At 40.1% G+C, this 15,013-nt stretch carries 3 protein-coding genes, 2 tRNA genes and 3 rRNA genes; all 8 read right to left on the bottom strand.

The window, feature by feature from the left end; genetic code table 11:
* Positions 1 to 8 precede the first annotated feature (8 nt).
* The 8 genes from ACAM30_RS19730 to ACAM30_RS19765 all read right to left on the bottom strand — a co-directional run bounded on the left by ACAM30_RS19730 (position 9) and on the right by ACAM30_RS19765 (position 14,964).
* On the bottom strand, positions 9 to 461 hold the full coding sequence (locus ACAM30_RS19730; protein ID WP_369616227.1) for a DUF1569 domain-containing protein: 453 nt from the start codon (positions 459 to 461) through the stop codon (positions 9 to 11).
* A gap of 476 nt (positions 462 to 937) precedes the next feature.
* Positions 938 to 1,047 (bottom strand): 5S ribosomal RNA (gene rrf / locus ACAM30_RS19735).
* A gap of 175 nt (positions 1,048 to 1,222) precedes the next feature.
* Positions 1,223 to 4,104: ribosomal RNA gene (locus tag ACAM30_RS19740) — 23S ribosomal RNA — on the bottom strand.
* 187 nt (positions 4,105 to 4,291) lie between these two features.
* Positions 4,292 to 4,365 (bottom strand) — tRNA-Ala (locus tag ACAM30_RS19745).
* A gap of 142 nt (positions 4,366 to 4,507) precedes the next feature.
* Positions 4,508 to 4,581 (bottom strand) — tRNA-Ile (locus ACAM30_RS19750).
* Between the two features lie 128 nt (positions 4,582 to 4,709).
* Positions 4,710 to 6,223 (bottom strand): 16S ribosomal RNA (locus ACAM30_RS19755).
* The 16S, 23S and 5S rRNA genes sit together here with 2 tRNA genes alongside, the layout of an rRNA operon.
* A gap of 850 nt (positions 6,224 to 7,073) precedes the next feature.
* Positions 7,074 to 13,973: a S8 family serine peptidase gene (locus ACAM30_RS19760; protein WP_369616228.1), complete on the bottom strand. Its 6,900-nt coding sequence runs from the start codon at positions 13,971 to 13,973 to the stop codon at positions 7,074 to 7,076.
* Between the two features lie 307 nt (positions 13,974 to 14,280).
* Positions 14,281 to 14,964 carry a DUF4294 domain-containing protein gene (locus ACAM30_RS19765; protein ID WP_369616229.1) on the bottom strand — a complete coding sequence of 228 codons (684 nt, stop codon included), beginning with the start codon at positions 14,962 to 14,964 and terminating at the stop codon, positions 14,281 to 14,283.
* Between the last annotated feature and the right edge of the window lie 49 nt (positions 14,965 to 15,013).

Consider the following 15,013-nt stretch of genomic DNA (forward strand, 5'->3'; position numbering starts at 1 on the left):
GCATAAAGTTAAACCCCAAATTGACTCAGATGATGCTCCAGATGTTTAGCAAACATATTATTCCATTCTGTAGCGGTTAATTTACCAAAAGAATGCGATTCTTTACCGTCAAAATCTTTTTCACCCAACAATTGCGTTTTATTAATGTAAGCAATCAGTCTTTCTCTCTCAAGATTAAAATCGCGGCTGCTATTTATAATAAACTGTGGTGCCGTCGGATTATTATGTTTATATGGTGTCTCACTCACCACCTTATTTTTAACCAAAGTCTTTAAAATAAACTTCAAAAAGAAACCTGGTTTTGGATGAATATCATCGTAAACCATCTCATAGGAAACATTGCAGTGTGCCAACATTTGTGCCACATCCATTTTACCCCAGAGCCCCTTCGAATCCGGTTGAAGCAAATTAATACGTTTCACAAACTCATCACAATCTCCTTTATAAAAGACATTTTTCATCGTATTCCGATTTTTAAATAAATTAAACACTAAAGTAAAAATATGATTTTTATCTGAAATTACAATCTTTGATTTTAACTTGTAATCATAATTATGGCGTTCCCCTCTGGGTCGGGCTGTCCGCTAAATCTTTTGCGATAGAAGCTTCAGGGGAATTTTTAAGAGCACGGTTATCGCAAAAGGATACCGCTTCCATCCCTAACGCGGCCTTTGATAAAAAGAAAATTACAAGAAAAAAATCAATTCAAAGACATTCAAAAAAGGGCTGAAAGCCCTAAAGCAACAGCATGGTGCGAAGCACTATGACTTACGATACCCGGTGACAAATCGCCCTGAAAGGGCAAAAGCCATTCTCACTCCTGTAAATCAAAAAAAAACCGTTTGATCTGTGGACTATTTCTAACCGCGACGAGCGCGAGGATTTCAAAAAGGAATAAAACAAAAAACCCTATCCGATTTGGATAGGGTTTTCAAAAGAAAGGCGACGACATACTCTCCCACATAACTGCAGTACCATCTGCGCAGGCGGGCTTAACTTCTCTGTTCGGGATGGGAAGAGGTGAGCCCCGCCGCAATAACCACCTTAAGATTATTGTTGGCGGTTGTTGGTTTATGGTTGTTGGTGTTTCCATCAACTACCAACCTTCAACTTTCAACTGCAGCTTCGCTGCAAATATTTTAACATACTGAGATAAAGAAACAAATAAGTATTTTAAGTTTTAGAAAGTTTCCTCCCTCCGATTGCTCGGAGGGAAAAGTGCGTACATAAGCTTACGGATTATTAGTACTACTCGACTATGACATTACTGCCTTTACATCTATAGCCTATCAACGTGGTCATCTTCCACGATCCTTAAAAGAAATCTCATCTTGTGGTGGGTTTCGCGCTTATATGCTTTCAGCGCTTATCCCTTCCAAACGTAGCTACTCTGCGGTGCCCCTGGCGGGACAACAGATACACTAGAGGTTTGTCCAATTCGGTCCTCTCGTACTAGAATCAGATCCACTCAAATTTCTAACGCCCACAGTAGATAGAGACCGAACTGTCTCACGACGTTCTGAACCCAGCTCGCGTGCCACTTTAATGGGCGAACAGCCCAACCCTTGGGACCTTCTCCAGCCCCAGGATGTGACGAGCCGACATCGAGGTGCCAAACCCCCCCGTCGATATGAGCTCTTGGGGGAGATCAGCCTGTTATCCCCGGCGTACCTTTTATCCTTTGAGCGATGGCCCTTCCATGCGGAACCACCGGATCACTATGCTCTACTTTCGTACCTGATCGACCTGTATGTCTCTCAGTCAAGCTCCCTTATGCCATTGCACTCTACGCACGGTTACCAAGCGTACTGAGGGAACCTTTAGAAGCCTCCGTTACTCTTTTGGAGGCGACCACCCCAGTCAAACTACCCACCAAGCACTGTCCCCCGCAACACGGGGTTAGGCCTCAGATAAACAAAGGGTTGTATTTCAACAATGACTCCACAACGCCTGGCGACGCCACTTCACAGTCTCCAACCTATCCTACACATCATTTATCCAAGGTCAATACTAAGCTATAGTAAAGGTGCACAGGGTCTTTTCGTCCCACTGCGGGTAAACGGCATCTTCACCGTTACTACAATTTCACCGAGCTCATGGCTGAGACAGTGTCCAGATCGTTACACCATTCGTGCAGGTCGGAACTTACCCGACAAGGAATTTCGCTACCTTAGGACCGTTATAGTTACGGCCGCCGTTTACTGGGGCTTCAATTCAATGCTTCTCCGAAGATAACATCTCCTCTTAACCTTCCAGCACCGGGCAGGTGTCAGGCCCTATACGTCATCTTACGATTTTGCAGAGCCCTGTGTTTTTGATAAACAGTCGCCTGGACCTCTTCACTGCGGCCCCGATTGCTCGGGGCGACCTTTCTCCCGAAGTTACAGGTCTATTTTGCCTAATTCCTTAGCCATGAATCTCTCGAGCACCTTAGGATTCTCTCCTCAACTACCTGTGTCGGTTTACGGTACTGGTACTAATTACCTGAAGTTTAGAGGTTTTTCTTGGAAGCCCTTAGGCGCACTATCTCTTTGTCCGAAGACTCCGAGTACTATCGTATTTCACCATTCTCTACGGATTTGCCTATAGAGAATATAGCTAGGTACTTCAACGAACTATTCCGTCAGTTCGCGGCGCTTTCATCACTCCGTCACCCCATCACAGTAATTAGTAGTACGGGAATATTAACCCGTTGGCCATCGACTGTCCCTTTCGGGTTCGCCTTAGGACCAGACTAACCCACAGCTGATTAGCATAGCTGTGGAAACCTTAGTTTTTCGGTGTGCGGGTTTCTCGCCCGCATTATCGTTACTTATGCCTACATTTTCTTTTCCAGCCAGTCCAGCATACCTTACGATACACCTTCAACCCTGCTGGAATGCTCCCCTACCACTTTGCATTGCTGCAAAATCCATAGCTTCGGTAATATGCTTATGCCCGATTATTATCCATGCTCGTCCGCTCGACTAGTGAGCTGTTACGCACTCTTTAAATGAATGGCTGCTTCCAAGCCAACATCCTAGCTGTCTGGGCAGACAAACCTCGTTCTTTCAACTTAGCATATATTTGGGGACCTTAGCTGATGGTCTGGGTTCTTTCCCTCTCGGACTTGGACCTTAGCACCCAAGCCCTCACTGCTGTAAAACATTATATAGCATTCGGAGTTTGTCAGGAATTGGTAGGCGGTGAAGCCCCCGCATCCAATCAGTAGCTCTACCTCTATATAACTATTATCAGCGCTGCACCTAAATGCATTTCGGGGAGTACGAGCTATTTCCGAGTTTGATTGGCCTTTCACCCCTACCCACAGGTCATCCGAAGACTTTTCAACGTCAACCGGTTCGGACCTCCACACTGTGTTACCAGCGCTTCATCCTGCCCATGGGTAGATCACACGGTTTCGCGTCTAACACTACTGACTAAAGCGCCCTATTCAGACTCGCTTTCGCTACGGATCCGTGACTTAATCACTTAACCTTGCCAGCAACGTTAACTCGTAGGCTCATTATGCAAAAGGCACGCCGTCACCCCACTAAAGGGCTCCGACCGCTTGTAAGCGTATGGTTTCAGGATCTATTTCACTCCGTTATTCACGGTTCTTTTCACCTTTCCCTCACGGTACTGGTTCACTATCGGTCTCTCAGGAGTATTTAGCCTTAGCGGATGGTCCCGCCAAATTCAGACAGGGTTTCACGTGCCCCGCCCTACTCAGGATACCACTATCCATTATACTTGTTACCCATACGAGGCTATCACTCTCTATGGCTCGACTTTCCAGTCAATTCCGGTTCCTTGTACATGAAATGTCGTGGTCCTACAACCCCAACAATGCCGTAACATCATTGGTTTGGGCTAATCCGCGTTCGCTCGCCACTACTTACGGAATCACTTTTGTTTTCTTCTCCTCCGCCTACTTAGATGTTTCAGTTCAGCGGGTTTGCCCACCTATCGGTGTACTATGTCTTCAACATAGTGGGTTGCCCCATTCGGATATCTACGGATCAATCGATGTGTGCTCGTCCCCGTAGCTTTTCGCAGCTTATCACGTCCTTCTTCGCCTCTGAGAGCCTAGGCATCCCCCATACGCCCTTATTTTGCTTATTGTACCAATCTTGTTATTTAAAACAAGACCGTTTTTTTTGTTTCTTATTATTGCTAATAAAAAACGCTTTCTACTTTCTTATTATTTTCTTATCTCAATATGTCAATGAACTTTGTTTCGCTTTAGGCTTTAAGCAATACACTTTAAGCTTTCTTAGCCTTTGCCTATAGCTTAAAGCTTTAGGCCTTGTGGAGAATAACGGAGTCGAACCGTTGACCTCCTGCGTGCAAGGCAGGCGCTCTAGCCAGCTGAGCTAATCCCCCATTTTTTAGTTGTCAGTTAACAGTTTTCAGTTAACACTACTTAAAACGGTTACTCAACCTCTAAAATTTCCTTTTAAATCAAGTTTTTCAGCCTTTTTAAACTTATAACTTATAATTCATAACTTATAACTCTTTAAAAAAGTAGTCCCGGGCAGACTCGAACTGCCGACCCCTACATTATCAGTGTAGTACTCTAACCAGCTGAGCTACGAGACTCTGTTTTTACTTAATTCTTTTTTCATTTTTTAAATTAACAGCAAGAGTAATACAATCTCCAATTCAGAATCCTATAAATAATCATCTTTTTTCCTTAGCGTGTCCGAAAACTAACACTAAGGCTCTAGAAAGGAGGTGTTCCAGCCGCACCTTCCGGTACGGCTACCTTGTTACGACTTAGCCCTAGTTACCAGTTTTACCCTAGGCAGCTCCTTGCGGTCACCGACTTCAGGCACCCCCAGCTTCCATGGCTTGACGGGCGGTGTGTACAAGGCCCGGGAACGTATTCACCGGATCATGGCTGATATCCGATTACTAGCGATTCCAGCTTCACGGAGTCGAGTTGCAGACTCCGATCCGAACTGTGACCGGCTTTATAGATTCGCTCCTGCTCACACAGTGGCTGCTCTCTGTACCGGCCATTGTAGCACGTGTGTAGCCCAAGGCGTAAGGGCCGTGATGATTTGACGTCATCCCCACCTTCCTCACAGTTTGCACTGGCAGTCTTGTTAGAGTTCCCGACACTACTCGCTGGCAACTAACAACAGGGGTTGCGCTCGTTATAGGACTTAACCTGACACCTCACGGCACGAGCTGACGACAACCATGCAGCACCTTGTAATTTGTCTTGCGAAAGATCTGTTTCCAAATCGGTCAAACTACATTTAAGCCTTGGTAAGGTTCCTCGCGTATCATCGAATTAAACCACATGCTCCACCGCTTGTGCGGGCCCCCGTCAATTCCTTTGAGTTTCATTCTTGCGAACGTACTCCCCAGGTGGGATACTTATCACTTTCGCTTAGCCACTGAAATTGCTCCCAACAGCTAGTATCCATCGTTTACGGCGTGGACTACCAGGGTATCTAATCCTGTTCGCTACCCACGCTTTCGTCCATCAGCGTCAATCCATTAGTAGTAACCTGCCTTCGCAATTGGTATTCCATGTAATCTCTAAGCATTTCACCGCTACACTACATATTCTAGTTACTTCCTAATAATTCAAGTTCAGCAGTATCAATGGCCGTTCCACCGTTGAGCGATGGGCTTTCACCACTGACTTACTAAACCGCCTACGGACCCTTTAAACCCAATGATTCCGGATAACGCTTGGATCCTCCGTATTACCGCGGCTGCTGGCACGGAGTTAGCCGATCCTTATTCTTACGATACCGTCAAGCCTCTACACGTAGAGGTGTTTCTTCTCGTACAAAAGCAGTTTACAATCCATAGGACCGTCATCCTGCACGCGGCATGGCTGGATCAGGCTTGCGCCCATTGTCCAATATTCCTCACTGCTGCCTCCCGTAGGAGTCTGGTCCGTGTCTCAGTACCAGTGTGGGGGATCTCCCTCTCAGGACCCCTACCCATCGTAGCCTTGGTAAGCCGTTACCTTACCAACTAGCTAATGGGACGCATGCTCATCTTTTACCGTTGTGACTTTAATAACTCAATCATGCGATTGTGTTATACTATGAGGTATTAATCCAAATTTCTCTGGGCTATCCCTCTGTAAAAGGTAGATTGCATACGCGTTACGCACCCGTGCGCCGGTCTCTATATCCGAAGACATATACCCCTCGACTTGCATGTGTTAAGCCTGCCGCTAGCGTTCATCCTGAGCCAGGATCAAACTCTTCATCGTATATTTTTTATATTATATCGCGACGAATATCTATCGGTTCTTTTCGAATCTTACGACTCTATTACTCTTATTCTTTTGTCCCGATTAATCGGGACGGCTGTCAATTCAATATGTCTACGAACGTATTCTTTTTTCTTATTATCGCTTGTTTCTCAAAGCGGGTGCAAAAGTAGAAAACTTATTTCAAACTGGCAAAAGATTTTTGAAGTTTTTTTAGAAAATTTCTTTTCCTTTTCAACCTCTATCCTTACCAATTTTTCAATGAACTTCCCATGTTTTGCGGGGTGCAAATGTAATACCCGTTTTTAAATCTCGCAAGCTTTTTGGAATCTTTTTTTGAAAATAAATTTTCGTTTTGATTCGTTTTGCTTATCAGTATCTCTGTGAACGTTTATCGCTGTTGCGGGTGCAAAAGTAGTCACTTTATTCGCTTTCACAAGCTTTTTCTACACTTATTTTTGAAGTTTTTCTTAAATGGCTGGTTTGGCGTTTTTTACAAACAATCTTTTTTTTGTTGTTGTAAATAGTAAACCCCACAGGTTCTAAAAACCTGTCGGGTTTGACTCTTTATCACAACCTCACCTCCTAGCCCCGATAGAAGTGGGCATCCTTTTGTGGCGGGGTTCGACACAAAAGATACAAACGGATAGCGGGATAAAGCTCCCCAATACTTAAATTACAAACCCAAAGGCTTCGACTTCGCTCAGCCGGACATTCGTCTCAGCCGGGCATTTGTCTCTATTAGACAAAAACTACTCTTATATATAGAATAGATGAAAAAGCAAACCCGACAGGTTCTGAAAAACTGTCGGGTTGTAAATTGCTAATTACCTAGAACTAGTCTGTGAAATTATCTAATGATTAATTTTTCTATAAATGTATTCCCATCCTGTTCTACTCTTATTAGATACACACCGCTTGGCAAGCCTAAAACATTCAACTCTGTTTTTTCTGTTTGAACAGAAAGTATTTTCTTTCCTGTCATATCAGATATCACAATGTTTTTAGGACTACTTGAAGCTGATTGTATATGAACCTTACCTTCGATAACCGGATTAGGATATAATACAAAACCTTCAATAGCATTAGTTGGCACTCCCAATGTACATGTCGTGCTTGAAACATTTACTGTACGTGTTACTGTAGCTTGATTTTGTAATGCATCTTTTACCGTATATGTTATTACATATTGTCCCGGAGTATTTACATCAACAGTACCTGAAACAATAACCGAAGAAGTAATATCTGCATTTGTATTATCTACTGCCGTATAACCCGGATCTGTGTACACACAACCTTTATCAATAGAAATGACTGCATTACCTAAAAGTGTAATTGTAGGTTTAGCCAACTCTATCGTCAATGTCCAATACTCGATAGTGCCGTTTTGTGCCAATACATTATAAGTTACCGGTCCGGTATAGTTTAGTGTTGTCACTCCGCTAGTCTGAATATAAGTACCAATACGCAATGTAGCGAAATCAGAAACCTGAGTATTAGGCACTAAAGCACTTAAATTAGCATTATTATTTACCTTAACTTTAACCGTTTTAGCTACAGGATCAATAACGCTTGTTCCTACCTGATTAGCTACTGAATAAGACAAGATACTTGCTTTAGTATTTTTTGCATTAATATCTACCGTATAGTTAGTTTGAGACTGCTTATTCTCTGAAACAACTGTTACTAAGAAACTATTGCGGTAATCTGAAGCAGTTACTTTAGAATTAAGCTGTTTTACACCGTCAACATAAAGCTCAGCGCCTGGCGAAACTGTAAAATCTGCAACCAGGTTTGAAACATTATAACCGAACGGTACTGTTTTAGTAGCATTATTCCCCACGATATCTGTGTAAATTTCCTGTGGTAAACCTGGATTTGAAACTGTTTTAAAGTCATAAGAAAGTAATTTGCTTTCATTGCTTAAACCAGTGACAACTTTAATAGTGTATGTTTCAGAAATTCCGGTATTAAAGCCAACGCCTTCTACTGTTAAAGTAATTGGATTGGTATAATCGTTTGGCGTCACTCCATTCACTTGTGTCACACCTCCAATTTTTGCAATACTTTTCATTCCTAAAGTATAGTTGGCAATTGCATTTGTAACATCTGATCCATTGTTTAATATTACAGTAAACGTTTTGGTAGGTGCATCATAACTTGTAGATAATTGATTTACAAAATCTATTTTTTGCAATAGAACTGGTACATTCCAGAATTTACCATCGCCTAAACCATTAGTATCAGCATTGGTTACAACAGCAGTGTTGTCACTTATTGTACTATCAAAAACGAACGGTTTGTCGCCTTCTGAAAAACTGTAATACGCTAATAATCCTGGTTCGTTTCCAACGTATTTCGTCGTTGAATTTGCAGCAATTGTTGCTTGATTACGAACTCCTGCCCAAATACGAACTTCATCAATGTTACCATTTAAACCACGAGCTAATCCCGCATTATTACCAATATAAGCAGGTGCACTAGCATTTGTACTTGCTGCCCCAGCAGTACCTGTACTGGTATAAGGAACTGAAACTCCATCAATATAAACTGTGTACACGTTAGCAGCACTTACCGTATAAGCGATGTGGTGCCATGTATTTTGTTTAATGGTATTTACTCCTGTATTAATAACGTATGATCCTGCAGCAGTAGTAATAGAGATCACTAAACTATTTTCCTTATATAAACTCAAACTGTTATTAGTATGAATAAACGCTAACGCAGTGCTCTTATCTAAAAGTCTTGCAAAAGTTGTAGGTTGTTTTTGATTTACCCAAAGCTCATAAGTATAATTATTAGTAAGATTCAATGCCGGTGCAGCGTCTGTTTTGATAAAGTCATTTATTCCATCAAAAGTTCCAGTCACATTTACAGGATGATTTGCAGCATGCGAAAGACTTATTGATTTAGAATCATTTAAAGGATCTGTATCCGCAGGCAGTTTGGTATAAACCTGAATTGTATAATCACCAGGCGCTCCTAAATCTGCTTTAGTAGTAAATACAATAGGAGCTGTTGCTCCTGCCGGAATTGAAGTTATCTGATTTTGAACTACTTCAGCTCCTCCATTAATCTTGTAAGCAACCGGAAAATTATTAATAGCTACTGTTGAATAATTACGAATTACAGCTGAAACTGTCACAGGAGCATTACCTGGTTTAATTGGTGCTGAAATTGCATCAATACTGGCATCGGCAGCTGTAAAAGGTAGTACGTTAATAGTGTATTCCTCTACTTCAAAATCACTTCTCGAACTTGTTAATCCATCAAAAGTTGGCCCAAGATTCACATTGAAATATTCTGAAGGTGAACGGAACATGTGTAGAACACGCATTAATTTTTCACCTGAAGTTGTGTTTGCCGGAATGGTAAATCCTCCTGCCAATGTAGCCATATTTCTGAAATAATGTGTACTTGTTGTTGATGGTATCGCAGGTGCCGCAGAGGTTGGAGTGGTATTTACCCAAAAATTCCCTGCATAAAATTCATCTGTCAAATTACCATCTCCGTTCAAATCGATCACAATCATTGTGAAAACTCCTGTTGCTGTTGCTGACAAGTCTCTGGTTATTGGTGTTTCGGTTTTTGTAATGGTTACTTCCGGCTGATAAGTAAAACCAGCATAAACCGGAATTTTTATATTTTTAAAATCTGAATACGCTGTAGTCCCTGAATTATTTACCACATCATTCCATTTGAAGCGCGAAATTGCGTATCCATTTGTATTGGTGTGAACCGGTAATTCGTTTTTATTGTACACTACTTTTTCGACTGCATCATTAGCTGCATTTGCATCCGGCAAATCAGCTCCCGCTTTGATCGTATAAGTAGCATCTACAACTGACAAATCTGCTTTAGTCGCAAAAGTGAAATTTACAGTAGTATTAGCTCCTATACTTGGAACAGTTTCTGTAACTTTCGCTCCTCCGTTTACCTGATAAAATACCGGGTGATTGGTCAAAGCAGTCGTTCCTAAATTACTTACCCTGATAGTCACATTATGTGTACTCGTCTTCTTCCCTAAAACTTCAGGTGTAGTGATTGAAACTACAGATACGTCTGTTACTGTTGGTTTCGCCACACATTCTATATCAGCAATCCATCCTAATTCATTTGTATTACTGTCTGAAGTAAATCTAAAAGTCAACTCTCCTCCTGTAGCTGTTGACGTTAATGAAGGAGGTAAAGTATTTCCTGTAAAGGTCCCTAATAAAGGAGCAGATGTAGTTGTTCCATTATACACATACAAGTAATCATAATCCTGCTCAACATTAAAAGCAGTAAAAGTCACTTTTATACTATTTCCAGCTGTTTCCGGTTTAAAAGTAATAGTTTGCGAAAGATTATCTCCATAATTTGCATAACGCGAACCACTATCTGTAAATGTTGCAGCACAAGTAGATACCGGAGAGGCTGAGCCTATTAAAATATCAGTTCCGATATTACGTACACTTCCTACTAACGTATTATTATCTGCAACTGTATCACCTGTATAATTTACATTTCCAACTACTTTATATAGTTTTGGTGTTGAAAAATCAGCTTTTTGTGCAAAATCATAAGATGTTTCAGTAAAAGGGTTAATTGGTCCCGGAATAGTTTCAATCACTTCTGCTCCATTATCAATTTTATAAGAAACAGGTACATTGCTAACCGCAACAGGAGAGTGATTGAATACTTTTACTTTTACAGTTTCACTAGCTGTAAGTCCTGCATTTGGAGTCAATGAAGTTAATTCAACATCCGTTGCTGCTGCCTCAAAAATAGAAACATTGTCAATAAAAACAGAGTTGTAAACATTATCATTAGCTATCACTTGAACATCATTATCCATAACCGATTCAAAAGCCACACTAAAGACAGTTCCTGCATAAGCCGATAAATCGTATAACAACTCTCTATTACCAGACGTGGCTGTTCCACCATAAACGCCTACATTTTCGTAACTATTTACCGGAGTACCATTTACAACAAGTCTAAAGAAGTTTTTGTTTGGCAGCGGTGAAGCACCAACTGTAGTCCAAATTACATTAAATTTAAGTCCGATTGTTTTACCTGTTAAACTTGTAGCATCAATATCGCAAAATGAAACTTTCTTAATGAAGTTTTGGTTGTTAGCAAAAGCATTAGCAGCTGTACTTGCTGTCCAAGGAGAAGCTGATACATCACCTGATCCGGCCATTTTTGCTCCGTCTACAAAATCTGCATTGATATACTCATACTTTACTAAACCTGTTGTTCCTTTAGAGAACACATAATTAGTCGCTTTTCTGGAATTAAAGTTCTCCTCAAAAGGAAGAGTTGCAGCACTTACAACGGCCTTAGAAACCGGCTCAACGTTTACCGCTCTTACTCTTTCGGAAACAATTCCTGTAGCAATATCTATAGATCTAACTGAAAACCAGTTATCATCTCCAACAGAAACTGTAAAAGTGTAAGTAGGATCAGTCACTGTTGCTACAACATCAAACTTGTACCCGTTCATTTTTAGCACTTCGTACTTTGCTCCCGGAATTGGAGTCCAATCCATCTTATAAGAGGACACACCACATGCTGAAGGCGCTATTACTAAATTTCTAGGTTCTGTAATAATATTAAATACCTCTCTTGAAGTATCCACTTTAGAACCTGCAATTATTCTTATTTTTGCATTAGCCACAACTCCCGCAGGAACTTTCCATGCAAAATTTCTGGCAGCAGATGGAATATCTTTCGCTATGACCTGATAGTTGATTCCTCCATCAACAGAATATTCGATTGTAAAAGGTTTTGCTTCCCCTTCATAATCCCAACGAATGTATTCCGTACTATCTGTATCGAATTTTTCTCCACCGATAGGATAAGTTAAAACTAATTCAGGAGCGACAAGATCATACACCACAGAAAATTCTTGTGTACCAATAGGCACTCTTGTACCGCTAACGATAATTTTATAAGTTCCTGCAGCAGGATTATCCAAAGTGATTTGTTCAATATTATTCAAATTATCCACGCCGCGAACTGCATTTGCATTTGGTGTTGTGGCATTTAAAACCCATGGTAAAGTAGTTACACCGTCTTTTACAATTTTAACATCCAAATCATTTACCAAAACAGAAGACGCTCCCGGTGTTCCCTGCAAATCTGTGTAAGCAAGTAATACTTTCAATGTAACTAAACCTGCCGGTACAACAATTTCTTTCTCATAACTTTGACCATTAGATACTGTATTAGAATAGAACGTTTTATTATCTAAAGCTCTAACAGCTCTAAGACCATTCAGGTTTCCGAAACCATATTTATAGTCAGGACCAGGGTTTCCAACATCTTTAGAAGTACCTGTCACTAAAGCCTTCATTAAAGATGCTAATGGTTTTGTACCGTAAATATTCTTGTATCTTTCATACAATAAAGCAACTGTACCTGTAGTTCCGGGAGTAGCCATAGAAGTACCACTCATGATCTGATACGAATTGCTGTAGTCTAATGAATATACATTTGTACCTACAGCCGCAATTTGAGGAACCAAACGTCCATCGATAGTTGGTCCAAAACTACTATAAGAACTGATTAAATCATCAGGATTATTTGCCGCTACGTGCAATGCATTTTTTGAATTTTTTGTCGATGTGTTGAATCCGCCAGGGTATGCTGTTTGCGCATTTCCATTCGAATAAATATTCAAAAGATAAGGAAATGTTACGGTAACATTGTCGTCACCACGATCTCCGGTATCATATCTTCTGGTATTATAACCTGAAGTTAAATTTACTCCATACGAATTTGACGTTAATTCAATACCATCTTCATTTGCAGCTTTCACTCTTTCTTGCTGAACGCTTAAACCGTTAGACTGAGTGTTAAAGTTCCAGCCGTACATTTGTACTTCCGGAGCCATACCTCTTGCCTTAGGATCCAATAAACCGGCACCGCCAATAGTACCCGCAACGTGATCACCATGTGAAGAATTTGATTCGTATTCTCTATTGATAACTCTGCCAGTGTGATCTTTGTGAGGCTCAAGGTTTCCATCCCAAACACCAATTTTCACTCCTTTACCGGTTAATCCGTAACCAAGACCAGGAATAGTAGACCCCAAAACATTCGCTTTATGTGAAGTTACACCCGGCTTATTATCGCTTTCTACCGGTGGGGCAACCAACTCAATGTTTTGTACCCAATTGAATTTTGCCAACTCTTCTAATTTTTCTTTAGAGGCCTGGATATAAACTTCATTAAACGTTGCGTCGTTATTACTGTTTTTTAAAAACAAGCTTGCTAAATCTTGTTCAACACGCTTACGATCAACGCCTTTAAAATAGCTTACAACAACTTTAATTCCGTTACCACCTGTTGCAGCATAATCCGGGATAGCGTTATCCACAATCATGGGATCCAGTTTATATTTCGGATCGACTGCAATCACCGCTCTTATGTTATCAGAAACACTGCTTTTGTTATAAAACTCAGGAGCAATTTCTACATAATAAGCGTTATTCGATAAATAACTAAGTAAAGTTATTCCTTGTGCTTTCAACTTTTGTTGTTCTTCCACAGAAGGAATTTTTGTAAACTGCAGCAAAGTATACTCTGTTTTCAGGCTCTGCTTTGCTGTACTTTTTTTGTCTTTAAACTGCTGTTTAAAATTGGAAGTGGTTGTGATTTTATTTCCATTTAAAGAAATTACAAAATCACTTTCTGATGTCTTCTGTGACCAAATGGGAATGGCCACTAATAACACCAATAGTGTAAGTAGTTTTAATCTCATAAATAAATTGGTTTTTGGTTAACTTAGTGGTTGTTAAGATCGTAAACCTACAAATTAAACTATAATTAACAAATTATATTCCTAGTTAATTTGTTAAAAAAACAAAGTAAATGCCGTTTAACTACAAAATATATAACAAAAAACGCTGAATTTACGGGCAATCAGAGACAAATCGCAGTTCTTAAAAATAAGTAAGTATATTCTCTTAAATCTAAGTTAACCTTGTAATCCAAAACCTAAAACAATAAAAAAAAACCTACAGGATTATCTGTAGGTTTTTGTAAAATATGCTTTCAATAAAATAACTCTATTTTTCAGCTTTTGTTTCTTTTGCTTTTGCTTCCCAATGACTCATCAAATCATCATAATTTACAGGATTTGCTGCTTTTTGATTCACTAGTTTTCCGGAATCAAATGCCCTGACCAGAATCGTTTCAATCAAATAATCCTCATTGGATTCAAATGGTTTGTATTCCATTTTTAAACTTATATCAAACAAATTGGCTGTCGTATTAGATACAAAAGCTTTAAAACCGCTTTTTAAGGTTCTAATCAACTCATAAGTCGTTATTCCGGTCTGTCTGTGAACGAGTTTGACTAAAATCTGTCCTTGTTTACGGGAAAGTTTTTTAAGTCTTGCTTCAAATTCGTTATTGAGATAATCTTCTACAATTTTAAAATATTTTTTCTTTTCACGGTTGGTTTTCAAACGCGCCATTCCGTTATTTAATGCCGTCAATCGGTCAGCTGCAAGTCTTGCATACGGATATACTTTATAAACACGGTTTTGGAGAATCATGAATTGCTTTTGCGCTTCGGGATCCAGTTTTTCCTTTGAAATGATAATTTCGGGTAATTCAATCGTGTCATTCAAAATCGAATCCTGTTCCGTCAATATGTAACCCATTTGCTCATTCTCTTTCGGTTTCACCTGAGCCTGACTTGTTAACGAAATCAATATAAAAAATAAAATAGGGGCAGTAAATCTCATCGAGTCATAATTTAAATGTAAAATTATATATTTATATACAACTCTGATA

The sequence above is a fragment of the Flavobacterium sp. CFS9 genome, assembly GCF_041154745.1.
In the GTDB taxonomy this organism is placed as follows: domain Bacteria; phylum Bacteroidota; class Bacteroidia; order Flavobacteriales; family Flavobacteriaceae; genus Flavobacterium.